Consider the following 22,111-nt stretch of genomic DNA (forward strand, 5'->3'; position numbering starts at 1 on the left):
AAAACGCTAAGTGGCCGGGGGCCGAACCGTGGTGGCATGACAGCGCCGAACGCCACCGTCCGCCCGACCGACGCCGCGCACCTCGACGAGTCGGACCCCGAGCTCCCGACCGAGCTGCTGAACCTCCCGTGGATCGACCCCCACAACCACGCCCACACCCTCTCGTGGGAGGACCGCGAGCGGTACGCGCTCTCCGGCTGTCGCTCGATGATGATGGTGTCGTCGGGGTACCACTGGACGCCCTACAAGCCGGTCGAGGCGAGCGACATCCGCTTTTTGTGGGACGACGCGATCAACCGCCGGCGGGCGATCGAGCGCAACCACTTCTTCGAGGCGAAGCTGGGGCTCGGCGTTCACACCGGGGTCCGGATCGAGAACCCCGACGAGCTGCTGACCGCGATGGACGACTACTGCGCGCTCGACGAGGTGGTCGCCGTCGGCGAGACCGGCGTGGTCCCGAGCCAGCACGTCGAGCGCTGGGACGTCGACGAACAGCAGGCGGTCGTCGAGGCGCAGATGGCGCTGGCCGACGACCACGACCTCCCGGTCCTCCTCCACACGCCGAACACGACGCCGGACGCGAAGCGCGAGTACCGCGACGACCTCGGCGTCACGCCGGGTTACGAGAAGAACGCGGGGCTCGGGACGGAGCCGGTCCTCGACGGCGACAACCCCGCGCTGGAGGCGGTGAAACGCGACGTGGAGGCGGCCGCGGACGCCGGCCTCGACGAGGAACGGGTCGTCGCGTCGCACGCGGACGCGAACAACACCGAGTACCTCATGACGGAAACGGACTGCTACCTAAGCTACACCATCGGCCACTCGTGGCTCGTGGGCGTCGACGCCGCCGACGTGGCGAACGCTATCGACGAGTACGGCGCCGACCGGATCATGATCGACACGGACTGCGCGAACGTGCTCCGGACCGACCCGTACGCGGTGAAACGGGCGATCTTCGAGCTGTACCGCTACGGGATCGACGTCGACGACATCCGGACCGTCGTCTACGAGAACCCGCGGGACGTGTTCGGGCTGGCCGAATAGCCTATTTAAATGAGTTTGCGGTGCGGTGGCGCGTGCCTGTGAGCGGTCGCCATCGGCGACCGCGAACAGCACCGCGCGAGGGAGTCGGTCGCCGGAGCGAAGCGGAGGCGACCGACGAGGCTGGGGAGGCGTGAGGTGCGGTTACTGTGCGGTACGGGGTGGGACTCGAAGGGGCAGTCGCGAGGACGCCGTAGGCGACGCAAGCACCACAGCGAAGGAGCGGTAGCGACTGAGCGAGGAGCGCAGCGAGCGTACGGCGTCCTCGCGACTGGGGCTTCGGAAGTGTTCGTCTCGGTCCGGTTCCCGAGAGACCACACGGAAGTACCGGACAGCGATCCGATTACTCAGTAACGAACTCGTTCGTCATCTCGCCGACGCCCTCGACGCCGATAGTAACCGAATCGCCGTCGCCGAGCAGGACCGGGGGCTCGCGGTAGACGCCGACGCCGGGCGGCGTGCCGGTGAACACCAGATCCCCCGGCTTCAGGGTGAACGCCCGACTACAGAACGAGATCAGCTCGTCGATGCCGAAGATCAGGTTCTCGGTCGACGACTCTTGAAGGCGCTCGCCGTTGATCTCGGCGAAGATGTCCAGATCGTGCGGGTCGCCCACCTCGTCGGTCGTGACGAGGTCGGGGCCGGTGGGGGCGAAGGTGTCGAGGCTCTTCCCGCGGACCCACTGGCCGTCGCCGTGCTGGAGGTCGCGCGCGGAGACGTCGTTGCCGACGGTGAAGCCGGCGACGTGGTCCATGGCCTCGTCGGGGTCGACGCGGCGAGCCTCCTCGCCGATCACGGCGACGAGCTCGGCCTCGTAGTCGACCTTCTCGGTGTACTCGGGGTCCCAGCGGACCGGGTCGTCCGGGCCGACGACCGAGGTCGGGAACTTCGAGAAGAGGACCGGCTCGTCCGGGATCTCGTTGTCGCCCTCCTCGGCGTGGTCGCGGTAGTTCAGCCCGACGCAGACGACCTTCTGCGGGTCGTCGACGGGGGCGGCGCGGTCGAGGTCGGCTGGGTCGCGGACGCCGACGCCGGTCGATTCGGCGTACTCGACCGCGAGGTCGACCTTCCGGCGCCACTCCCAGTCGGCGAGGAGGTCGCTCGTTCGTTCGGGGACGTGGACCCCGGCGGCGGCGCCGGCCTCGGCGAGGTCGACGACGCCGGCGTCGGTCGCGACGCCGGCCCACGGTGTCTGTGCGTCCGTCGTTCGGTATTGTCCGATTCGCATGTGAACTGAGTGGAGTACGTTAAGGGGTGAGTTCGGTTAGAGAAACTGCGCGGCGGGCGTTACAGGTCGATCCCGGCCTCGTCGAGGAGGCGCTCGCCGGAGGCGACGAACCGGTCGAACTCCTCGTCGACCTTCGGGTTCGTCAGTTCGCCGTCGCGCTTGACGACCTCGCCGTCGACGAGGACGGTGTCGATGTGCGAGGGGTCGGCCTGGAACACGACGGTCTGGATCGGCGAGTGCGAGGGCGCGGTCATGAAGTCGGTCGCGTCGAACAGCACGAGGTCGGCGCGCTTGCCGGGCGTGATGGTGCCGATCTCGTCGTCGAGTCCGAGCGCCTTCGCGCCCTCGACCGTGGCCATTTCGAGGGTGTCGCGCGCCGAGATACTGACTTCGGTGACCTCCTCGTCGCCTTCGAGGATCTTCTGGTTGTCGAACATGCGCTGGAGCTGCATCCCGATCCGCATCTGACTCCCCATGTCGCCGCTGACGTTCGAGCAGACGTCGACGCCCCACGTCGGGCGCCCGCCGGCTTCGAGCACCTTCCCGGTGACGGGGATGCCGTGGCCCATCTGCATCTCGACTTCGGGCGTCGACGAGAAGGAGACCCCCTGCTCGACGGCGTGGTCGATGTCCTCCTGCGAGAAGTGGTTCCCGTGAGCGACGTTGACGTCGGGGCCGAGCTCGTCTTCGAGGCAGCCGAATCCCTGGTAGTCGCCGCCGTACTCGGACGAGGGCCACAGCGCGGCGCCCATGTGGATCGTCGAGAGGACGCCCAGATCGCGGGCGAGTTCGAGGTCGGCGCGGGCGGTCTCCTCGGTACAGAAGTCGGGACCGCGGAGCCCGAGCGCGAGGCTGAGCCGGTCGTCGTCGCGGAGCTTCTCCTCGCGGAGCTCGCGGATGTTCTCCTCGGGGAGGCCGACGTCGCTCTCGTACCACCACTTCGCCGAGTCGTCGCCCGGCGGACCGTAGGTGTACACGGCACGGATTCCGGCGTCCTTGAGGGCGTCGACGGCGCGTTCGCCGTGTTCGAGCGTGTTCGGGTACGACCAGTCGAGGGCGGTGGTCGTGCCGGTGTGGAGCTTCTCGAAGGCGCCGAAGAGACCGCCGAGATACATGTCCTCCGGCCGGTAGAGCCCGGTGATGTTGCCGAGCATGTGGTCGAAGTACTCGTTCATCAGCGACCAGTCGCCGGCGATGCCGCGTACCTGCGTCTGCGCGAGGTGGATGTGCGAGTCGACGAAGCCGGGGACGACGATCTTCCCGGAGGCGTCGATCTCCTCCGCGTTCGACGCCGACAGTCCGGTTCCGACCTCGACGATTTCCCCGTCCTCGATCAGGACGTCGGCCTCGTCGAACTCCCCGACGTCCGGGTCGAGCGAGACCACGGTTCCGTTTCGCACGATCGTCTGTGTCATGTTCGATAATAGGGTTTGACCAAGAGGTTAAAAATTTACCGGGCAGTAAACTTGGGAGCGGCGTTGGCGGAGCAATCGTATTATGTACCTCACACGTAGAGTGTGGGTATGAGCGAATCACAAGACGGATCGGCGAGCGAATCGGTCGAGTCGCCGACCGACGACGCCGACGGCGGCGAGACGGTCTCCTCGAAGGACACGAAGGAGGTGATCATGGAGGCCACCTTCCGCGCGCTGAGCAAACACGGGTACAAGGACCTCCGGATGCGCGACATCGGCGAGGAGATGGACCTCACCCGGCAGGTCATCCACTACCACTTCGACGGGAAGTACGACCTCATGTCCTCGTTCCTCGAACACATCATCGACCAGTACGAGGGCAGCGTGGTCGTCGACGGCGACGACGACCCGCGGACCGAACTCCGCGCTCGGGTCGACCAGTGTCTGTTCGGCCCCGAGTTCGAGGAGTTCAGCCACTGGGACCGGATGAAGGTGTACCACGAGCTGTACACGCAGGCGCAAAACGACGGCGACCACCGCGAGGTGTTCAACGAGCATTACGAGCGCATCCGCGGCAGCATCGTCGAGGTCGTCGAGGAGGGGATAGAGCAGGGCGTCTTCCGCGACGTCGACGCCGAGCGGATGGGGCAGCTGGTGACCGACGTGATCCACGCCGCGCGCGGGCGCCGCATCTCGCTCGGTCACGAGGACGCGCCCGAGGAGGCGCGGAAGGCGATAGACGAGTTCATCCTGGAGTCGCTCGAACGGACGGAGTAGTCGGCGGCGCGTTTCCCGTCGAGGTCACCGTTTCCCGTCGAGGCCGGCACCGGCCCCGCTGTTTGTTCTTTTCGTCGAGGACGAAGTCCGGTGAGGCCGAGGTCCGCGATCAGGCGTCGTCGACCGCGACGAGCCGTGGATCGGTCCGGTCGCGGCTCTCTCGAAGTCGGTGAGAGCCCTCGAACCGCACGGCGTCGCCGGGCGAGAGGTCGCCGGCGGCGGCCTGCGCGATCAGCTGGACCTCGTCGAACCGGGCCAGCGCGAGGTGATTCGGTGCGCGGACGTCCGGCGGCGTAGTCTCGACGGTGGTCGTCGCGACGACCTCCCCCGTTTCGAGTGGAACCGTCGATGCGTCCGCCGACGAGCGGCCGCAGTCCGGGCACCGGCGCCGGTCGTAGTACCAGCGTCGGCCGCAGTCGTCACAGGCGAACGCGCGGTCCGCGGGGATGTCGCGGTCGAAACCCGGAGCGCCGGAGCCCTCGGCAATCGTCTCCTCAAGGGAGCGGTCGGAGTGGGCGCGGTCGGAACCCGTCATGCGCGCAACACCGTACAGACGCTGTTGTTCCCGAACCCGGCGACGTTGATCGCGAAGGCCGTCTCCGCGCCGTCGACGCGGCGGTTTTCGGGGAGGTCCCCCCGGAGCTGCCACACGAGTTCGACGATCTGCGAGAGGCCGGTCGCGCCGAGGGGATGCCCGCGGGCCTTGAGCCCGCCGCCGGGGTTGACCGGGAGTTCGCCGTCGAGCGCGGTGTCGCCGTCGAGCGTCGCCTCCCACGCGGTGCCGGTCTCGTAGAACCCGAGCTCTTCGAGTTCGATCAGTTCGAGGACGGTGAACGCGTCGTGGATACAGGCGACGTCGACGTCGTCCGGGCGGACTCCGGCGCGGTCGAAGACGCGCTCGCCCGCGGTCCGGACCGAGTCGATCGAGAGCGGGTCGGGACGCTCGGCGACGGCGTGGGTGCCCGTCGCGCTCGCGATACCCGCGACGCGCGGGCCGGTCCGGTCCTCGGAGTCGTCGCGACCGGCGCGGGTCAGGACGACCGCGGCGGCGCCGTCGGACATCGGACAGCAGTCGTACAGCCGGAGCGGTGCGGCGACGACCGGAGAGTCGAGCGCGTCCTCGACGTCGATCGGCTTCCGGAACTGCGCGACGGGGTTGTCGACCGCGTTGCCGTGGTTCTTCGCCGCGACCGCGGCGAGCGCCTCCCGGGGAGCGTCGTAGCGGTCGAGGTAGGCGCCCGCGGCGAGGCCGCCGAACGAAGGGAGCGTGATCCCCTGCGCGTACTCGCGACGGTGGACGAGGCGGCTGATCGCCTCGGTGACGTCCCGCGTGTCGCCCGCGGACATCTTCTCGGCGCCGACGACGAGAACGGTGTCGGCTTCGCTGCTCTCGACGCCGCTGCGAAGGGTCTCGACGCCGCGGTGAAAGGCGCTGGCGCCGGTCGCGCTCGTGTTCTCGATCCGGTCGGCGGACGCGCCGTCGAGACCGAGCGCGGCCGCGAGCGCGTTCGCGAGGCCCGCACTCTCGTCGAGCGCTTCGGCGAGGGCGTTGCCGACGTGGAGCGCGTCGACGGCCGCGGGGTCGACCGCGGCGTCGTCTAGGGCGCGCTCGGCGGCCGCGGCGGCCAGATCGCTGAGGGAGCGCCCCGAATCGCTCTCGAACGGAGTCATGCCGACGCCCGCGACGCGGACGCCGGTGGAGTCCGTCGCGTTCGACCCCATCAGTCGTCGGTGTCCCCGTCGTCGACGTCTGCGTCGTCAGCGTCCGCGTCGTCAGCATCCGCGTCGTCGGCGTCCGCGTCGTCGCCGAACACGCCCAGTTCCGCGAGGCGGTCGATCTCGGCCTCGGAGTAGCCGTGTTCCCGGAACACCTCGCGGTTGTGTTCGCCTAAGAGCGGCGGCGGAAGCTCGAAGCCGCTCTCCGCGTTGCGGAACTTGAGCGGGTGTTCGATGACGGGTACCTCGCCGAGTTCGGGATGCTCGATCTCGGTGACGGTCCCGCGGGCCTCGATCTGCGGGCTGTCGAGCGCCTCCTCGACGCTGTACACCGGACCGGCGGGGACGCCGGCGTCCTCGGCGATGACCTCGATCCACTCGTCGGTCGTCTTGTCGGCGAGAGTGGCCTCGATTTCGGCCTCCAGTTCGTCGAGGTGCTCCACGCGGTCCGCGTTCATCTCGAAGCGGTCGTCCTCGGGGAGGTCGGGCCGGTCGAGCGCCTCGCAGAGCTCGCCCCAGAGCTTCTCGTTGAGGATACAGATGTTGATGAACCCGTCTTTCGTCTCGAACGTCTGGTACGGGGCGAGAACCGGGTCCTTCGTCCCCATGCGCTTCGTCTCCTCGCCCGCGAACACCATCCCGGCCTGCTTGGTGAGCCACGGCAGGGTGGCTTCGAGCATCCCGAGGTCGATATACTCGCCATCGCCCGTTTGCTCTCTGCGGTAGAGGGCGGTCGTCGCGCCGAAGGCGGCCCACATCGCCGTGATCAGGTCCGTTATCGGCAGGCCGACTTTGACGGGTTGGCGATCGGCTTCGCCGGTGACGCTCATGATCCCGCTCATCCCCTGAATGAGGAGGTCGTACCCGGAGCGCTCGCGCCACGGGCCGGTCTGGCCGAACGCGGAGATCGCGAGGTAGATCAGGTCCTCGTTGTGCTCGGTCAGGGTGTCGTAGTCGACGTCGAGCCGCTCGGCGGTGCCCGGTCGGAAGTTCTGGATGAAGATGTCCGCCTCTTCGACGAGCTCGTACAGGGCCTCCTTGGCGTCGTCGTTCTTCAGGTCGAGTTCGAGGCTCTTCTTCCCGTAGCTCAGGGTCCAGTAGTACGGCGACTCGCCCTTGATAAACGGCGGACCGGAGTGGCGGACGGCGTCGCCGTATCCGGGTTGTTCGATCTTGACGACCTCCGCGCCCTGGTTCGCCAGCATCGCCGAGCAGAAGCCGCCGGTGACGAACGTCGAGAGGTCGAGGACCGTGACGCCTTCTAGGATCTTCCCGCCGCTCGTAGGGGCGTGACTTTCGGTACCGCTGGCATCGGTCATCGGACCACCTCGTCTGACGTGGGGAGCCGTCTCATGGTACACGTACGGTGTGTTTACCGGGTGGTAAAACTACCGGCGACGACCGTGATGTTCGTTGATGGGTCGTCAGTAGAACGCCGCAGCTCGTCGGCATCGACGACGGTGTCTACCCGAAACGACGGGAAGGACCGTGCCCCCCACCCCTTCGTTTCGGGTGGAACTACCCGACGGTTCGGGGTGGTTGGTGGATGTCCGGGCTCGGTTTGGATGCGACTAGATGATTTCACTGTAGATATATCATAAAACAACTACAACACAACAAATATAATCTAGGACAGATTGTCGAGGGTACTGTTCTACAGTCTCTAATATAAATCCACCGGTATAATAAACCCGCCTCACCTCCCCCTCCCCCTATCTGCCGTTCCACCCGAAACGAAGGGGTGTGGGGGTGACATCTGTCGTGAAAATCAAATGCCATGAAGAGGAACGGGACGAGATCGATGAGACAGACAAGACTGACAAGACCGACGAGACTGACGAGACGGAAACGGGAGCTGAACTGCCCGTGTAGTTACCGGTGGCCAGTGTGGCTACCAGTGGGATTACGAGCCCCACAGGCACGCTGACGAAGCTCCCGGGTCGGGTACACCAAGACTGTGCCCCGTCACGATGCTTGTCCTCCGACACGTGGACTAACTCGGATACGTCGGCGAGACGTGGGGAAGCCGTCACGGAGTTCTAGCGAGCATCGCTGCGATCGACTCGACCTCTCGACAGATCCGACTGACGCATCGATCGGCGTATCTCACTACCGTGATAACCCTCACATAACGCGAGGGGGAGCGTTTCAACTCCAGAGAGGAACACTTTTGTACCATCTCTTCATCTGGTTCGACTGTATCAACTGGACGTGGTCGCTCGCAGATCTGACCACGGATCCGTATTTCGGACCGGAGACGGCGTCTGAATCGACTTGCGCGACCGTCTCCACTTGAAACAGGGGGGTTCACATGGACGAATGCGATCACACATCGCGGGCCGACGGCGGTATCGGCCCGGACAACGGCGACGACCCGAACGATAGCGACGACCTGGACGACGGCGACGAACCGGACCATAGCAGCGACTCCGACGGGACTCCACGGGGTCGGTCTCGGACTCCAACCGCTGACGACCCCGACGACTTCGACGACTCCGACAGCCCTGACGACCTCGACGATGACGGCTCTGATAGCGAAGACCTCGAGGCCGACGATCCTGGAGCCGGAAAATTCGCGGTCGAGAGTGCTGATGCCGACGAGGCCGACACCGACGAGGCCGACACCGACGAGGCCGACACCGACGCGTTCAATCCCGACGCTCCAACCGAGACCGACCCCACCGAACTAGACTCCGACCCCACCGAATCGAATCCTGGCCCCACCGAATCCGATTCCGACGCGGCCTCGCTTTCGACCGGCGCTCGACCCGAAACGGCGGGGCTCGACAACGGCGGCCGCGACCGATCGTCGCCCGACGTCGACTTCGACGGCGTCGTCCTCGACGACGACGAGGACAACCAGGGGCTGTTCGACGACCTCCTCTCGGGCGAGCCGATATTCGAGAACAAGGAGGTCCTCCGCCCCTCGTACACGCCCCACGAACTCCCGCACCGCAACGACCAGATCAACCGGATGGCGACCATCCTCGTCTCCGCGCTCCGCGGCGAGACCCCTTCGAACATCCTCATCTACGGGAAGACGGGGACCGGGAAGACCGCCTCGGCGAAGTTCGTCTCACAGGAGCTCGAGTCCACCTCCCAGAAGTACGACGTTCCCTGCGAGGTCGAGTACATCAACTGCGAGGTGACGGACACCCAGTACCGCGTCCTCGCGCAGCTCGCGAACACCTTCATCGAGGAGAACCAGGCGGTGATCGCCGACCGGCTGGAACGACTCGAAGGCCTCCGCGCGGACGCGACGGACGCCGCGGAAACCGCGGGCCGCGACGCGGGCGCCGCCCTCGCCGACACCGAGTTCGACTCGGTCGACGCCCTCGACGACCGGATCGAGACCCTCGAATCCGACGCCGAAGAGATGGAGGAGGTGCCGATGACGGGGTGGCCCACCGACCGCGTCTACTCGACGTTCTTCGAGGCGGTCGACTACCACGAGCGGGTGGTCGTGATCATGCTCGACGAGATCGACAAGCTCGTCGAGAAGAGCGGCGACGACACGCTGTATAACCTCTCGCGGATGAACTCCGAGCTCGACCGCTCGCGCATCTCGATCATGGGTATCTCGAACGACCTGAAGTTCACCGACTTCCTCGACCCCCGCGTCAAGTCGAGCCTCGGCGAGGAGGAGATCGTCTTCCCGCCGTACGACGCCAACCAGCTCCGCGACATCCTCCAGCACCGCGCCGACACCGCGTTCAAACCCGACGCGCTCACCGACGACGTGATCCCCCTTTGCGCCGCGTTCGCCGCGCAGGAACACGGCGACGCGCGACGCGCGCTCGACCTCCTCCGCACCGCGGGCGAGCTCGCCGAGCGCTCGCAGGCCGAAATCGTCGCGGAGAAGCACGTCCGACAGGCCCAAGACAAGATCGAGCTTGACCGCGTCGTCGAGGTCGTCCGCACCCTCCCGACTCAGAGCAAGATCGTCCTGTTCGCCGTCATCCTCCTTGAGAAGAACGGCGTCCACAACATCAACACCGGCGAGGTGTTCAACATCTACAAGCGCCTCTGCGAGGAGATCGACGCGGACGTCCTGACCCAGCGGCGCGTCACCGACCTCATCAGCGAACTCGACATGCTCGGGATCGTCAACGCCGTCGTCGTCTCGAAGGGCCGCTACGGCCGGACGAAGGAGATGGGCCTCTCCGTCCCGGTCGAGGAGACGGAAGCGGTCCTCCTGTCGGACTCTCGGCTCGGCGACATCGAGAACGCCCAGCCGTTCGTTCAGGCGCGGTTCGACAACTGACGCCGTTACGCCGCGGCGTTCGCGCCGAAGGAGGTCCCCGTTATGCCGCAGCGTTCGCGCCGAAGGAGCTCGCCGACACCGGCGGGAGGGTGGCTCCGATCGTCCGCGTTATGGCCTCGTTCAGCTCCACCTGTCCCGTCGCGATCAGGCGGATGTATCCGAGGAACGGAACCCGAGCCCGCGCCACCCCGTTCACCCACTCGGCCCTGACCGGGGGTGAAAGCCCGCTGGCCTGGTCGTAGGCGCCGTTGTTGTCGCCCAGCGTGATGTACCCGTCGTGCGGCGCCGGGCAGTTGGCGAGCGACCCGCAGTCGACGGCGTTGTGATACTCCGCGTCGGCGCGGTCGTACCAGTTCTCCCCCTCGTTCACGTGGAACATCGCCCGGTGGATGATCGGTGACCCCGCCCGATCCGGCGGGCTGTAGATCATCACCGATCCGTACGAGCCGAACGTCCGGTAGTCGACCTCTTGGCCCACCTCGTGGGTGACGACGCCCACGCCGTTCTCCGCCGCGTCCGGTGCGAGCCGGCCGGGTTCGGTGACGAACACGAGATCGCCGACTCGCATGTTCGGCTCCATGCTCCCCGACTCGACGGCGACCATGGGCGGCCACACGCCGCTGACGCCGAACAGCAGGAGTCCGACCAGCAGCACGACGGCGACGCTCGACAGCATCTCCCGGATCCACATCAACACGCCGTCGCGGTCGTGCCGGAACCGATACAACAGCGATTCGTCCGCTCCGGTAGCAGACGGGTCCGTCGACGCGGATCGGCTCTCCCAGTCGGCGTCTCCGTCGAGGCGGGAGGCGCCGTCGGTCGACGAGACCCTGGACGACTCGGGCTCGCCCCCAGCGTCACCTTCACTCTCGCTCTCAGGGGGTCCGCTACCCGATCTGTCTCCGCCTCGATCGGACAGATCCCGCTCGTCGGGTTCGTTGGGAATCCGGTCGTCGGCCTCATCGGGAACCCGGTCGTCGGTCTCGTTGGGGATCCGGTCGTCGGTCTCGTCGGGAATCCGGTCGTCAGTCTCGTCCGGAGCCGTCGCAGACCCGTCTTCGGTATCGTCTCGACCGGCCGACTCGTCGGTCTCCGTCGGCCGATCCCCTTCGTCCATTACGTCGCCCTTGGGAGGTTCCGTTCATAAGCTTCCGGGTCGCGCGCGCGTCGACGCGGCCTTCGACCCGGTGCGTCGGCTCCGGTCGACGAGATCCCGGTCGACCGCTCCGGAACGGTTTTGCCCGAGACCTCCCTTTCGGGTATCGTGCCGCTGGAGTCGAACGCACGGATCGCGAAAGCCCTCGCGGAGCGCGGCTACAACGCCGAACGCGAGGCGGTCACGCTGCTCGCGAGCTCGACGGACCCGGCCGCCGCCGTCGCGGCCGCCGTCGACCGCGCCCCCGACGACGCCCTCCGTATCACTGCCGACCACGTCCGCGAGGCGATCGCCGACGCCGACGGAGCGGCCGCTTCCCCCGACGAGCCCGGACAATCTCCAGTCGAAACGGAGGGGTCTCTACCCGGCGAAGTCGGAGGGTCCGAACCAGTCCCCGATACCGCGACGGCCGACCCGATCGCCTCCGGGGCGACCAACGTCTCATCGACTGACACCTCGCCGCCCGACGCCCCGTCGACTGACACCTCGCCGCCCGACGCCGACCGCTCTCCCGACGCCGACCGCTCTCGCGATCCCGACCTGCGCGAGCTAGAGGTCGGTAACGACATGACCGGTCGCAGCACCGGAACCGGCGAGTACGCGGACTTCGTCACGACGTTCCGCGACCGCTACGAGCGACTCTCGAAGATCCTCCGCGGCCGCGTCAACCACCGGCCCGCCGAGGCGATCGCAAACATGCCGGGCGGCAGCGACGCCGCGATGATCGGCTTAGTCAACGACGTCCGCTCCACGAAGTCGGGCCACTGGCTGATCGAACTGGAGGACACCACCGGAACGTTCCCCGCGCTCGTGATGAAGGACAAGGGCCTCGCCGACGTGGTCGACGAGATCCTCTTAGACGAGTGCGTCGCCGTCGAGGGGACGCTCGCGGACGACGCCGGCATCCTCTTCGCGGACTCGCTCCACTTCCCGGACGTCCCCCGCACGCACCGCCCCGGCGGGGCCGACCGCCACGTCCAAGCCGCGCTGATCTCCGACGTCCACGTCGGCAGCGACGAGTTCATGGCCGACGCGTGGCACAGCTTCACGGACTGGCTCCACACGCCCGAGGCCGACCCCGTGGAGTACCTGCTGCTCGCGGGCGACATGGTCGAGGGGGTGGGCGTCTATCCGAATCAGGACGAGGAGCTCGACATCGTCGACATCTACGAGCAGTACGAGGCGTTCGCGGAACACCTGAAGGAGGTGCCGGCCGACACCGAGGTCGTGATGATCCCGGGCAACCACGACGCCGTCCGGCTCGCCGAGCCGCAGCCCGGGTTCGACGACGAGATCCGCTCCATCATGGACGTCCACGACGCCCGGATCGTCTCGAACCCGGCCACGGTCTCCGTCGAGGGCGTCGAGGTGCTGATGTACCACGGCGTCTCGCTCGACGAGGTGATCGCGGAGCTGCCCGAGGAGAAGGCGAGCTACGACGAACCCCACAAGGCGATGTACCAGCTGCTGAAGAAGCGCCACGTCGCGCCACAGTTCGGCGGCCACACCCGCGTCGCGCCCGAGGACCGGGACTACCTCGTCATCGAGGACGTGCCCGACGTGTTCCACACCGGCCACGTCCACAAGCTCGGGTGGGGAAAGTACCACAACGTGCTCGCGGTCAACTCCGGCTGCTGGCAGGCCCAGACCGACTTCCAGAAGTCCGTCAACATCGACCCCGACGCCGGCTACGCCCCCATACTCGACCTCGACACGCTCGACATGACCGTCCGGAAGTTCTCGTAGCTCGACTCCCCGCCGAGCGACCGGACCCCCGTGGTCGCTTCGCGGTCGGTCGCTAGCGGTCGATCCTCACCCGGCCGCTCGTCGCGTCGTTGAGCCGCTCTCGGAGGGCGTCGACCTCCGCCACCGGGACCCGGATGTCGAACCGGACCCGCTCGCCGTAGTCGGCGTCGAACTCGACGCCCGTCGACTCGATCACGCCTCGGACCGTCCCCGAGTCGTCGTACTCGGTCTCGACGACGAGGCTCCGGTGCGGCCGCTCCTCGATCACGCCGGCCGCGTTGACGGCTTCCTTCACCGCGCGCGAGTAGGCGCGCGAGAGCCCCCCGACCCCGAGGTTCGTCCCGCCGTAGTACCGGGTCACCACCGCGACGACGTTCCGGACCTCGCGCTGCTGGAGGACGTTGAGTGCGGGCTTTCCCGCCGAGCCGGTCGGCTCGCCGTCGTCCGACGAGTACTCCCTGAGCATCGGCTCCGATCCCGGGGCGCGCTCGGAGGGCTCGCCGGCCGGGACCCGGTACGCGGGCACGTTGTGGGTCGCGTCGCCGTACTCCTCGCGGACCGCCGCGACGAACGCCTCCGCCGCCTCGACCGTGTCGACGGGGGCGACGTGGCCGAGGAACTCCGACCCCTGGACCTCGAACCGCGCGGTCGCGCGCTCGGCCACCGTCCGATACGCGTCGCTCACGGCGTTCGCCCCTCCTCCGCGTCTTCGTCTCCGTCCCCGTCCGCGTCCTCCTCCACGTCCGCGTCCTCGTCTCCGTCCGACTCTCCTCCCCGCCGGCGTTCGACGACGACGCTCGTCGGCGGCGCGAGGCGGTACAGCGCGAGGAAGGCGCCGACTCCGACGACCTCGACTATCGCCGCCACCATCGCCAGCGGCTCCGCCGCGAGCGCCGCGGCCGCGTCGGTCCCGTGCCACGCGAGGAACCCGCCGAGGAACGCCCCGAGTGTCCCCGCGCCGAGCGCGTACAGCCGGCGGTACTCCCCGGCTCGGAGCGTCGCGACGGCGACCGCTACCGCGAGCGCGCTCCCGGCGAGGAAGAAGTACGGGCGCGCGTCCGGGGGCGAGCCGAGCCGCGGCCACGCCCACAGCAGATGGACCGCGGCCGCGACGGTCGTGGTCTGGACGGCGACGCCGCGAAGCAGGCGCTTTTTCGGGGTGTTCCGGCCTTCTGCGTCCGGTCCGTGGCCGAGGTCCGCCCCCCGGGCCGGGTCGCGCTCGCCGCTCATCGGATCACCGTCGGCTCGGGGCTCGCTCGCACGTCCGGACTCGCTCTCACGTCGGGGCTCACTCCCACGGGTGGTTCCCGGGCGCGTCGGGCCACAGCGGGTACCAGTACGACTCGTCGTCCTCCAAGCCGAGCTCGCCGTCGAGGACCGACTGGAGCTTGAACTCGACCCGCTGGTTCCGGTCGCTCGTCCCCCGCGGCGCGAACGGGTAGTAGGCGCCGCGCCGGAACGAGTAGATCCAGTAGGCCGGCCCGTCGTCGTTCTCGAAGCCGAACACGGCCGCGAGCAGCCGCGACCCGAACCCCTCCTCGATGAACTGGTCGGCCGCGAAGTGGACGCTGGTCACGAGGTCCTCGGGGTCGTCGTCTTCGAGGACGAACCACTGGTAGCCGTGGTCGTCCTCGTGACGGTGGAAGCCGGTACCGGTGTCGATCTCGCCGGCTTCCAGTATCGCCTCGACGGTCTCGACCGCCTCGTCGAAGCGAGTGCTGTCCATCCCGGAGAAACACAGCGCGGCCTCGCCGCAGTGGTCGTAGCGGAGGTCCGCCTCCATCGTCAGATACGCGGTCGACATCCCGAAGAGGTCCTCGGGGTCCGCCTCGCGGGTCGCGTCGGTCTCGGCGCTCGTCCCGAGCACGGCCCGGATCGTGTCGAAGATGCCCATCTGCTCGGGTCTACGTGCGGCGGGGTTTAGGGCGTTTCCGTCGGCCCCCCGGTCCCGTCACTCCTCGTCGTCGACGTAATCGAGGTACGTCAACACGCCCCGCGCGTTCAGGCTCGCGTTCGCGCGGGCGCGCTCGGCGTTCCAGTAGTCGATGTCGCGGCTCGCCGCCTCGAAGTGGTCGACGACCGCCTCGTCGTCGCCGAGTTCGGCGCGTTTCTGCCGGACCCGCTCGACCCACTCGACGTACGCCCGCTTCGCCTCGCCGATCAGGTCCGCGTCACAGCTCCGCGGCCCGAAGTGGCCGAAACAGAGCGTTTCGGGGTCGAGCTCCTCGATCAGCCGGATGTCGTCGAGACACTGTTCGAAGTCGAACTGCGGCGGCGGCGTCGTCGGGGTGACGGCGTCGATCTCGGGGACGTAGATGCCGGCGGCGTCGGCGACGAACGCGACGTCCGCGTCGGGCTCGTGGTAGACCGCGTGGTGGGGCGCGTGCCCGGGTGCGTCGTGGACGACCAGCTCGCGGTCCCCGAGGTCGATCCGGTCGCCCTCCGCGACGCCCTCGATCCGGTCGTCCGGGACCGGCTTCGGCTCGGCGTAGTACGCCCACTGCGCTTCGACCGCCGACTTGGTTCCCGCGACGAGCGCCCCGGGGTCGACGAGGTGGCGGACCCCCTTCTCGGGCACGCGGACCTCCGCGTTCGGGTAGCGCTCTGCGAGATACCCCGCCCCGCCCGCGTGGTCGAGGTGGGCGTGCGTCGGGAGGATCCACGCGAGCTCCTCGCGGCCGATCCCGATCTCCTCGATGCTCTCGAAGAGCGCCTCTCGGTTCGCCCCCGTCCCGGTGTCTATCACGATCGGTCGCTCGGCGTCGTACACGTAGACGGCGCCGTACTCGTCGGTGTCGAACATCCCGGTGTCGTGGACGTACAGGTCCTCGACGCCGCGGACCGGTTCGAACTCGCAAGCGCGCATACCGAACGAGGAACCCGGGGGCACTTCTAGCGATCGGTCCGCGGGCCGAGGCTTATGGTCGCGCCGCCCGTGAGGACGGTATGCGAGTGCTCGTCACCGGCGCGACCGGATTCGTCGGGAGCCGGCTCGTTCCGACGCTCCTCTCGCGCGGCCACGACGTGGTCGCGCTCGTCCGCGACGCCGACGCCTACGACGCGCCCGAGGGCGTCGCGGTCGTCGAGGGCGACCTCTTGGAACCGGAGACGCTCCCGCCCGCGTTCGAGCTCGACGGCGAGGCGGTCGACGCCGCCTACTACCTCGTCCACTCGATGGACGGCGGCCCGGGGTACGAGGAGCGGGACCGGAACTGCGCGCGGAACTTCGCCGAGGCGGCCTCGGAAGCGGGGACCGGCCGCGTGATCTACCTCGGGGGGCTCGGCGAGGACCGCGAGGAGCTCTCCGAACACCTCCGGTCGCGCCGCGAGGTCGAACGGATCCTCGCCGACGGCGACCCGGCGCTCACGACGCTCCGGGCCGCGATCATCATCGGCGCCGGCAGCGCGAGCTTCGAGGTGATAGCCGGGCTCGCGCGGCGGCTCCCGGTGATGGTCACCCCGAAGTGGGTCGACACGCTGTGCCAGCCGATCGCGGTCGCCGACGTGGTCGCGTACCTCGCGGGCGCGCTCGACGCTCCCGAGACCGCGGGCGAGACCTTCGAGATCGGCGGGCCCGAGGTGCTGACCTACGCCGAGATCCTCCGGCGGACGAGACGACAGCTCGGCGGCCGACTCCGGATCGTCAGGGTCCCCGTGTTGAGCCCGGGCCTGTCGGCCCGCTGGCTCCGGCTCGTCACCGACGTGAACCCCTATCTCGCCCGATCGCTGGTCGAGGGGCTCCGCAACACCGTGATCGTCGAGGACGAGCGCATCCGCGAGCTCGTTCCGATCGAACGCACGCCGTTCGAGCTCGCGGTCGCGCGCGCGCTCACTGACTCGCTGAACGCGCAGCGCTCGTGGCTGACGACGCTCCGGGGGCTCCGGGCGTGAGTCGCGAGTACGGCGAGACGTGGGTGTACGAGAGCCTCGTCGGCGGTATTCCCGGACTCAAAATCTCCCGGACGCTGGCGGTCGCGCTCCAGTTCGCGATCTTCGAGGTGGGCGTGGTGGCGCTCGGCTGGTTCTACGGGGTCTGGAACGCCGTGGTCGCCGGGACGATCGCCGTCGTCGTCGCCGCCGTCGGCAGCGTCGAGATGCACCGGTTGGGCGCCAAGAACCGGCTCCTCGGCACCCCGCCGGAACACAAGCGGCTGCTGTTCGGGTCGAGCATCGAGATCGTGTTGGGCGTGTTGGCGTTCATCGCGCTGATAACGTACCTGTTCGCGTGGGACGGGGCGACGGGACCGACCCTCCTCGACCGGCTCTTCGGACCGGATCCGCCGCTCCCCGTCGTCTACCTCACGCTGCTCGTCCTCTGGGACCTCACCTACCGCATCGGCACCTCGTGGTGGAGCGCCGTCGTCGCGCTGTGGCGCGCCGTCCACGTCGACCTCCCGCCCGACGAGCGGGCGACCGTCCGCCGGCTCGACGCCGAGAACATCGGCTTTTCCGTCGTTCAGCTCGCGCTCGCGCCGTTCCTCCTGACAGAACCCGTCCTGCTCGGCGCGGTGGTCGGCCACGTGATCGCGGTCGCGATCGTCTGCTCGCTGGCGATCTGGCTCACGTGATCCCGCGGCTCGCGGCGCGTCGCTGCGCCTCGCCACTACAGGCGGTCGAGAACGGAGTTAAAAGACGCGGCGTCGCCGCGGCCGCGTCACTTGCCCTGAAGCTCTTCGAACTTGTCGAGGAGTGCCTCCGTGGAGTCGCCCGAATCGTAGGTCAGCGAACCGGAGTACTCGGGGCGCTCCGCGTCGAAGTCGGCGTCGACTTCGCTGGTCTTCTTCTCCCGACGCTCGTGCTCGGCCTCGTCATAGGCACCCATTGACATGGTACACCTACACTTGGCCGTTTCCTGTAATATACCTGTCGGTAAACGTATCAAAGACCGTGAACGTTTCTCCCAATCCACCGGAATCGCTTAACCGCGCGGCGTGATACCGAACGGGCGTGGCACAACCGCTCCGCTTCAGGCGCTCGCCCGGCCGGTGGACCGCGGACCGCGTCCGGTCGCAGATCGCTCGCCCGCTCGACGAGAACCTCGGAGCGACCGCCGGCAGCCCGTGGTTCGCGCCGCCACCCGGCTACGAGGCACGCCGGTTCGACATGGACGACGGGTCGTTCGCGCTGTTCTGTTGGACCGACGACGACGCGGACCCGCCCGTCGGCGCCGACGGCGGCCCGGTCGGGTACTGGCTCGGCAACACCGAGACGCCGAGCGAGCTCTGGCGAACGGACAAGTACGGCTTCGACGAGGCGCCGTACCCGGTCTCGCGGTGGGCCCAGCGGGAGCTGCTCGCCGGGCTCCACGACGAAGAGCCGTGGCTGGCGGAGTACCCGCACGTCTCGTGGTACTTTCTTCCCGTGTTCTGTTCGAAGGACGGCGCGGAGACGAGCCGCGCCTTCTTCCGCGACCACGCGGCCGGATTCCCGGACGCGACCCGGGAGGCGGGCACCGGATTCGTTGAGGAGACGCTCCGCCCGGGAATCTTAGACGACTACCGCGAGGTCATGGCCGGGAAGCTCGGCACCTCCGCCTCGCGGGACCTCGTGCGGATGAGCGCGGCGATCGCCGAATTCACCGCGGCCCGGATACTCACCGACGCGGGGTACGAGATCACTCCAGAGATCGAGGTGACGACGGGTCACTTCCTCGACTTCCGTGCGACGGACCCCGGGACCGGTGCCGGGAATCTCGTGGAAGTGACGCGCCCGCAGCCGACCGCCGGCCGCTCCGCGAACGACCCGGTCGCCGCCGTCCGCGACACCGCCGAGACGAAGACGAGCGGGCAGCTCGCGGCCCACGCGGGCGGCGTCACACTGTTCGTCGACTGCTCGTCGTTCCCCGCCGACGAGTGGGCCGCGGTGCGCGCGGCCGAGCCCGCGGTCCGACACAAGCCCGCCGTCGTCTACCGCGCCGAGCCGGACGGGTCGGTAGAGGGGTACCGCAAGGGCTCCGTCCCGCTCGATCTCTCGGGCGTCGTCGACGGCGTTTCGTAGCCGCGACGCTCCGCGGTCGGGGTTCGATAGAACGCGAAAAACGGGGAGATTCCGTGCGGTTCGCCGTGTCAGAACGAGACCGGCGAGGGGCCGTCCTCCGCGTCGGTCGTGGGGTCGCGGTCCGAGTAGAACCGGCGACCGACGCCGCGGTGGCAGACGCCGGCCCGGAGCGTGGTGAACACGTCCTCCGCGTCCTCGAACGTCTGGTCGCCGAACCGCTCCAAGACGTCGCCGAGCCGCTCGGACCCGTTCGCGAGCTCTACCGTCGCGTTGCCGTGAGCCGCGATGATCTCCTCAGAGGTGGTCGGGTACTGGTGCCGTTCGAGTCGGTCGTCGACGCCGTTCAAGCGCATCAACAGGTGGAAACCGCCGATGGTTCTTAATGATTGTCCATGTACGACCTTAGTCGGAGGGGATACCTTATACGACATTATACACCAATGCTGCGACCGGATCTCCGACCGCCGTCGCTTAGTGTCGCGCGCAGCTACCCGTCCTCATGACCGCCGATTCCGCCGGCTCGTCCGGCTCCCGCGATGCTTCCGAGCCCGGCGACTCGCCCGACGCCGCCGGTCCCGTCGTCGCCGACCTCCACGCCCACACCACCGTCTCGGACGGAACCCTGACGCTCGACGAGGTCCCGGACGTCGCCCGAGAGGCGGGCGTCGACTGGGTCGCGGTCACCGATCACGACCGGGTCCATCCCGGGCTCGACGCGCCGGTCGTCGAGCGCGACGGCGTCCGGATCGTTCGCGGGATCGAACTCCGGGTCGACGCCGGCTTCGAGCGCCTCGACCTCCTCGGATACGGCGTCGAACACACCGACGCGCTCGACGCGGAGATCGAGCGCCTCCAGCGCGACCGCCGCGAGCGCGGCGCCGCGATCCTCGACGCGGTCGAGAAGCGGCTCGGCGTCGACCTCGACGTGGAGCCCCGAGCGGGACTGGGGCGACCGCACATCGCCCGGGCGATCGACGAGTCGGACGCGCCCTACGACTACGCCGGGGCGTTCGACGAGCTGATCGGAGACGACGGTCCCTGCTACGTCGCGCGCGAGGTGACGCCGCTCGACGAGGGGCTCGACCTCCTCGCGGACGCCTGCGCGCTCGTCGGGCTCGCGCACCCGTTCCGGTACGAGCGCGTCGACGAGGCGCTCGACGTCGCCCGCGAGTCGGCCGCGATCGACGCGATCGAGCGGTTCTACCCGTACGGCTTCGACGCCGACGACGCGCGGATCGACCGCGTCGCCGCCGAGGCCGACCTGCTCAGAACGGGCGGGACGGACGCACACGAGCGGACGCTCGGGGTCGCGGGGCTGACGGAATCGGCGTTCGAGCCGGTCCGCGCGCGGCTGCCCGACCCGGTCGCGGTCGCGGACCTGCCGGCGGGGGACTCCCCCGCCGGGGCGACCGACGAACAGGATTAAGCCCGCGCCCAACCGAGTGGCGCGTATGCGGTGTCACTACTGCGACCGGGAGGCCACGTACGAGGCGGAGCAGCGCGGCGTGGTCGTCGGGCTCTGCGAGTCTCACTTCAAACAGCGCGTCGAGGAGCTCGCCGAGTCGGACGAGCTCGCGGAGCTCCGCGACCGGATCGACATCGAGTCCTCGGAGTAGCCGCGCCGCGGCCCCGACCCCCGCGTGCGGCCTCCGACCGGAGACGAACGGTAAAAGGTCGCGCGGGGCCAACCGCCCGGCATGGACCTCACGGACCGGCCCCGCCGCCTCCGGACCGACGGCGTTCGCCCGCTCGTCGCCGAGACCGACCTCTCGGCGTCCGACCTGGTCGCGCCCGTCTTCGTCGACGCGACGACCGACGAGCGCGTCCCCATCGAGACGATGCCCGGCCACGAGCGCGTCCCGGTCGACGAGGCGGCCGCCCGCGTCGCCGAGATCCGCGAGACGGGCGTCGAGGCCGTGATCCTCTTCGGCGTCCCCGAGTCGAAGGACGCCTCCGGCAGCCGGGCGTACGCCGACGACGGCGTCGTCCAGCGCGCGATCCGGCGGATCTCCGCCGAGACCGACGTCACCGTGATCGGCGACGTCTGCCTCTGCGAGTACACCGACCACGGCCACTGCGGCGTCATCGAGGAGAGCGCCGAGTCGGACCCGACGCTCACCGTCAGGAACGACGAGACGCTCGACCTGCTCGCGCGCACCGCGGTGTCGCAGGCCGACGCGGGCGCAGACGTCGTCGCGCCCTCCGCGATGACCGACGGACAGGTGGGTGCGATCCGCGAGGCGCTCGACGAGGCCGGCCACGAGGACGTCGCCATCTTGAGCTACGCCGCGAAGTACCAGTCCGCCTTCTACGGTCCGTTCCGCGACGCGGCCGACGGCGCGCCCGCGTTCGGCGACCGCCGCCACTACCAGATGGACCCCGCGAACCGCCGCGAGGCGCTGCGCGAGGCGCGCCTCGACGTCGAGGAAGGCGCCGACGTGTTGATGGTGAAGCCCGGCCTGCCGTACCTCGACATCGTCGGCGACCTCCGGCGGGAGTTCGACCGCCCGATCGCCGCGTACAACGTCTCCGGCGAGTACGCGATGCTCCACGCCGCCGCGGAGAAGGGGTGGCTCGACCTCGAGGCGACCGCGCTGGAGTCGCTCACCGCGCTCAAGCGCGCGGGCGCCGACCTGATAATCACGTACTTCGCCGAGGACATCGGTGAGTGTCTGTGACAGAGGCGTGTGATTACTTCGATTCCGAGCGTTGGAACCGGCGGAAGCGTTCGTTTGTCAGGCGGATACCCGTCTCCGAACTGCTCGAACTAC

General features: G+C 68.6%; 22 protein-coding genes. 10 read left to right on the forward strand and 12 right to left on the reverse strand.

What is annotated here, in order from left to right; translation table 11 throughout:
* Nucleotides 1–36: 36 nt before the first annotated feature.
* Nucleotides 37–1,044 (forward strand): TatD family hydrolase, encoded by a 1,008-nt coding sequence (locus EXE46_RS01065; RefSeq protein ID WP_137686652.1) that lies wholly within the window; start codon nt 37–39, stop codon nt 1,042–1,044.
* Between the two features lie 340 nt (nt 1,045–1,384).
* Here EXE46_RS01065 and EXE46_RS01070 read toward each other — a convergent pair whose 3' ends face one another.
* Both EXE46_RS01070 and EXE46_RS01075 read right to left on the reverse strand, forming a co-directional pair.
* A complete protein-coding gene (locus EXE46_RS01070) occupies nt 1,385–2,269 on the reverse strand; it encodes a fumarylacetoacetate hydrolase family protein (RefSeq protein WP_137686653.1) in 885 nt (294 codons plus the stop codon).
* 59 nt (nt 2,270–2,328) lie between these two features.
* Entirely contained in the window at nt 2,329–3,684 is a 1,356-nt protein-coding gene (locus EXE46_RS01075) for an amidohydrolase family protein (RefSeq protein ID WP_137686654.1), read from the reverse strand.
* Nucleotides 3,685–3,792: 108 nt separating this feature from the next.
* On the opposite strand from EXE46_RS01075, the gene EXE46_RS01080 reads away from it, so the two are divergent.
* Entirely contained in the window at nt 3,793–4,461 is a 669-nt protein-coding gene (locus EXE46_RS01080) for a TetR/AcrR family transcriptional regulator (RefSeq protein ID WP_137686655.1), read from the forward strand.
* 109 nt (nt 4,462–4,570) lie between these two features.
* On the opposite strand, the gene EXE46_RS01085 is transcribed toward EXE46_RS01080, so the two are convergent.
* From EXE46_RS01085 to EXE46_RS01095, 3 genes are read right to left on the reverse strand one after another with little or no spacing between them, the layout of a single operon-like run.
* Nucleotides 4,571–4,996 carry a hypothetical protein gene (locus EXE46_RS01085; protein WP_241981479.1) on the reverse strand — a complete coding sequence of 142 codons (426 nt, stop codon included), beginning with the start codon at nt 4,994–4,996 and terminating at the stop codon, nt 4,571–4,573.
* Nucleotides 4,993–6,183 (reverse strand): thiolase family protein, encoded by a 1,191-nt coding sequence (locus tag EXE46_RS01090; RefSeq protein WP_137686656.1) that lies wholly within the window; start codon nt 6,181–6,183, stop codon nt 4,993–4,995. The genes EXE46_RS01085 and EXE46_RS01090 overlap by 4 nt, the downstream gene beginning before the upstream one ends.
* Nucleotides 6,183–7,496 carry a CaiB/BaiF CoA-transferase family protein gene (locus tag EXE46_RS01095; RefSeq protein WP_137686657.1) on the reverse strand — a complete coding sequence of 438 codons (1,314 nt, stop codon included), beginning with the start codon at nt 7,494–7,496 and terminating at the stop codon, nt 6,183–6,185. The genes EXE46_RS01090 and EXE46_RS01095 overlap by 1 nt, the downstream gene beginning before the upstream one ends.
* 992 nt (nt 7,497–8,488) lie before the next feature.
* On the opposite strand from EXE46_RS01095, the gene EXE46_RS01100 reads away from it, so the two are divergent.
* Nucleotides 8,489–10,441: a Cdc6/Cdc18 family protein gene (locus tag EXE46_RS01100; RefSeq protein WP_137686658.1), complete on the forward strand. Its 1,953-nt coding sequence runs from the start codon at nt 8,489–8,491 to the stop codon at nt 10,439–10,441.
* A gap of 40 nt (nt 10,442–10,481) precedes the next feature.
* Here the strand turns inward: EXE46_RS01100 and EXE46_RS01105 are convergent, their stop codons facing one another.
* Nucleotides 10,482–11,558, reverse strand: coding sequence for a S26 family signal peptidase (locus EXE46_RS01105; protein WP_137686659.1), 1,077 nt, complete (start codon nt 11,556–11,558; stop codon nt 10,482–10,484).
* Nucleotides 11,559–11,705: 147 nt separating this feature from the next.
* On the opposite strand from EXE46_RS01105, the gene EXE46_RS01110 reads away from it, so the two are divergent.
* The gene (locus tag EXE46_RS01110; protein ID WP_137686660.1) at nt 11,706–13,343 is read left to right on the forward strand and encodes a DNA-directed DNA polymerase II small subunit; all 1,638 of its coding nucleotides are present in this window, start codon (nt 11,706–11,708) and stop codon (nt 13,341–13,343) included.
* Nucleotides 13,344–13,395: 52 nt separating this feature from the next.
* Here the strand turns inward: EXE46_RS01110 and EXE46_RS01115 are convergent, their stop codons facing one another.
* Genes EXE46_RS01115 through EXE46_RS01130 form a run of 4 tightly spaced genes read right to left on the reverse strand, consistent with a single transcriptional unit; the run spans nt 13,396 to nt 16,209 of the window.
* A complete protein-coding gene (locus EXE46_RS01115; protein WP_137686661.1) occupies nt 13,396–14,028 on the reverse strand; it encodes a YigZ family protein in 633 nt (210 codons plus the stop codon).
* Nucleotides 14,025–14,573 carry a hypothetical protein gene (locus EXE46_RS01120; protein WP_241981480.1) on the reverse strand — a complete coding sequence of 183 codons (549 nt, stop codon included), beginning with the start codon at nt 14,571–14,573 and terminating at the stop codon, nt 14,025–14,027. Before EXE46_RS01120 ends, EXE46_RS01115 begins: the two co-directional genes overlap by 4 nt.
* A gap of 58 nt (nt 14,574–14,631) precedes the next feature.
* Nucleotides 14,632–15,237 (reverse strand): hypothetical protein, encoded by a 606-nt coding sequence (locus EXE46_RS01125; RefSeq protein ID WP_137686662.1) that lies wholly within the window; start codon nt 15,235–15,237, stop codon nt 14,632–14,634.
* 57 nt (nt 15,238–15,294) lie between these two features.
* Nucleotides 15,295–16,209: an MBL fold metallo-hydrolase gene (locus EXE46_RS01130; protein ID WP_137686663.1), complete on the reverse strand. Its 915-nt coding sequence runs from the start codon at nt 16,207–16,209 to the stop codon at nt 15,295–15,297.
* Nucleotides 16,210–16,289: 80 nt separating this feature from the next.
* On the opposite strand from EXE46_RS01130, the gene EXE46_RS01135 reads away from it, so the two are divergent.
* Entirely contained in the window at nt 16,290–17,234 is a 945-nt protein-coding gene (locus EXE46_RS01135; protein WP_137686664.1) for an NAD(P)H-binding protein, read from the forward strand.
* A complete protein-coding gene (locus EXE46_RS01140; RefSeq protein ID WP_137686665.1) occupies nt 17,231–17,911 on the forward strand; it encodes a hypothetical protein in 681 nt (226 codons plus the stop codon). The genes EXE46_RS01135 and EXE46_RS01140 overlap by 4 nt, the downstream gene beginning before the upstream one ends.
* A gap of 86 nt (nt 17,912–17,997) precedes the next feature.
* On the opposite strand, the gene EXE46_RS16740 is transcribed toward EXE46_RS01140, so the two are convergent.
* A complete protein-coding gene (locus EXE46_RS16740) occupies nt 17,998–18,165 on the reverse strand; it encodes a DUF5786 family protein (protein ID WP_004599209.1) in 168 nt (55 codons plus the stop codon).
* Between the two features lie 125 nt (nt 18,166–18,290).
* Here EXE46_RS16740 and EXE46_RS01145 point away from each other — a divergent pair, with 125 nt between their 5' ends.
* Nucleotides 18,291–19,340: a DUF5784 family protein gene (locus EXE46_RS01145; protein ID WP_137686666.1), complete on the forward strand. Its 1,050-nt coding sequence runs from the start codon at nt 18,291–18,293 to the stop codon at nt 19,338–19,340.
* A 68-nt stretch (nt 19,341–19,408) separates the two neighbouring features.
* On the opposite strand, the gene EXE46_RS01150 is transcribed toward EXE46_RS01145, so the two are convergent.
* On the reverse strand, nt 19,409–19,693 hold the full coding sequence (locus tag EXE46_RS01150) for a hypothetical protein (RefSeq protein WP_008585525.1): 285 nt from the start codon (nt 19,691–19,693) through the stop codon (nt 19,409–19,411).
* 146 nt (nt 19,694–19,839) lie between these two features.
* Between EXE46_RS01150 and EXE46_RS01155 the strand changes: the two genes are divergently transcribed.
* From EXE46_RS01155 to hemB, 3 genes are all read left to right on the forward strand, one after another.
* Nucleotides 19,840–20,766, forward strand: a complete 927-nt coding sequence (locus tag EXE46_RS01155) for a PHP domain-containing protein (protein WP_137686667.1) — start codon at nt 19,840–19,842, stop codon at nt 20,764–20,766.
* Between the two features lie 25 nt (nt 20,767–20,791).
* Complete coding sequence (locus EXE46_RS16965) at nt 20,792–20,956, forward strand: DUF6757 family protein (RefSeq protein WP_006114727.1); 165 nt, start codon at nt 20,792–20,794, stop codon at nt 20,954–20,956.
* An 81-nt stretch (nt 20,957–21,037) separates the two neighbouring features.
* A complete protein-coding gene (gene hemB, locus EXE46_RS01160) occupies nt 21,038–22,018 on the forward strand; it encodes a porphobilinogen synthase (protein WP_137686668.1) in 981 nt (326 codons plus the stop codon).
* The last annotated feature ends 93 nt before the right edge of the window (nt 22,019–22,111 follow it).

The organism is Halorubrum sp. GN11_10-6_MGM (assembly GCF_005435165.1).
Taxonomy (GTDB): domain Archaea; phylum Halobacteriota; class Halobacteria; order Halobacteriales; family Haloferacaceae; genus Halorubrum.

Excerpts from the sequence above, each read along its gene's own strand:
- EXE46_RS01065 (WP_137686652.1), top strand. The coding sequence starts at position 37 with ATGACAGCGCCGAACGCCACCGTCCGCCCGACCGACGCCGCGCACCTC.
- EXE46_RS01070 (WP_137686653.1), bottom strand. The coding sequence starts at position 2,269 with ATGCGAATCGGACAATACCGAACGACGGACGCACAGACACCGTGGGCC.
- EXE46_RS01075 (WP_137686654.1), bottom strand. The coding sequence starts at position 3,684 with ATGACACAGACGATCGTGCGAAACGGAACCGTGGTCTCGCTCGACCCG.
- EXE46_RS01080 (WP_137686655.1), top strand. The coding sequence starts at position 3,793 with ATGAGCGAATCACAAGACGGATCGGCGAGCGAATCGGTCGAGTCGCCG.
- EXE46_RS01085 (WP_241981479.1), bottom strand. The coding sequence starts at position 4,996 with ATGACGGGTTCCGACCGCGCCCACTCCGACCGCTCCCTTGAGGAGACG.
- EXE46_RS01090 (WP_137686656.1), bottom strand. The coding sequence starts at position 6,183 with ATGGGGTCGAACGCGACGGACTCCACCGGCGTCCGCGTCGCGGGCGTC.
- EXE46_RS01095 (WP_137686657.1), bottom strand. The coding sequence starts at position 7,496 with ATGACCGATGCCAGCGGTACCGAAAGTCACGCCCCTACGAGCGGCGGG.
- EXE46_RS01100 (WP_137686658.1), top strand. The coding sequence starts at position 8,489 with ATGGACGAATGCGATCACACATCGCGGGCCGACGGCGGTATCGGCCCG.
- EXE46_RS01105 (WP_137686659.1), bottom strand. The coding sequence starts at position 11,558 with ATGGACGAAGGGGATCGGCCGACGGAGACCGACGAGTCGGCCGGTCGA.
- EXE46_RS01120 (WP_241981480.1), bottom strand. The coding sequence starts at position 14,573 with ATGAGCGGCGAGCGCGACCCGGCCCGGGGGGCGGACCTCGGCCACGGA.
- EXE46_RS01125 (WP_137686662.1), bottom strand. The coding sequence starts at position 15,237 with ATGGGCATCTTCGACACGATCCGGGCCGTGCTCGGGACGAGCGCCGAG.
- EXE46_RS01130 (WP_137686663.1), bottom strand. The coding sequence starts at position 16,209 with ATGCGCGCTTGCGAGTTCGAACCGGTCCGCGGCGTCGAGGACCTGTAC.
- EXE46_RS01135 (WP_137686664.1), top strand. The coding sequence starts at position 16,290 with ATGCGAGTGCTCGTCACCGGCGCGACCGGATTCGTCGGGAGCCGGCTC.
- EXE46_RS16740 (WP_004599209.1), bottom strand. The coding sequence starts at position 18,165 with ATGGGTGCCTATGACGAGGCCGAGCACGAGCGTCGGGAGAAGAAGACC.
- EXE46_RS01150 (WP_008585525.1), bottom strand. The coding sequence starts at position 19,693 with ATGCGCTTGAACGGCGTCGACGACCGACTCGAACGGCACCAGTACCCG.
- EXE46_RS01155 (WP_137686667.1), top strand. The coding sequence starts at position 19,840 with ATGACCGCCGATTCCGCCGGCTCGTCCGGCTCCCGCGATGCTTCCGAG.
- EXE46_RS16965 (WP_006114727.1), top strand. The coding sequence starts at position 20,792 with ATGCGGTGTCACTACTGCGACCGGGAGGCCACGTACGAGGCGGAGCAG.
- hemB (WP_137686668.1), top strand. The coding sequence starts at position 21,038 with ATGGACCTCACGGACCGGCCCCGCCGCCTCCGGACCGACGGCGTTCGC.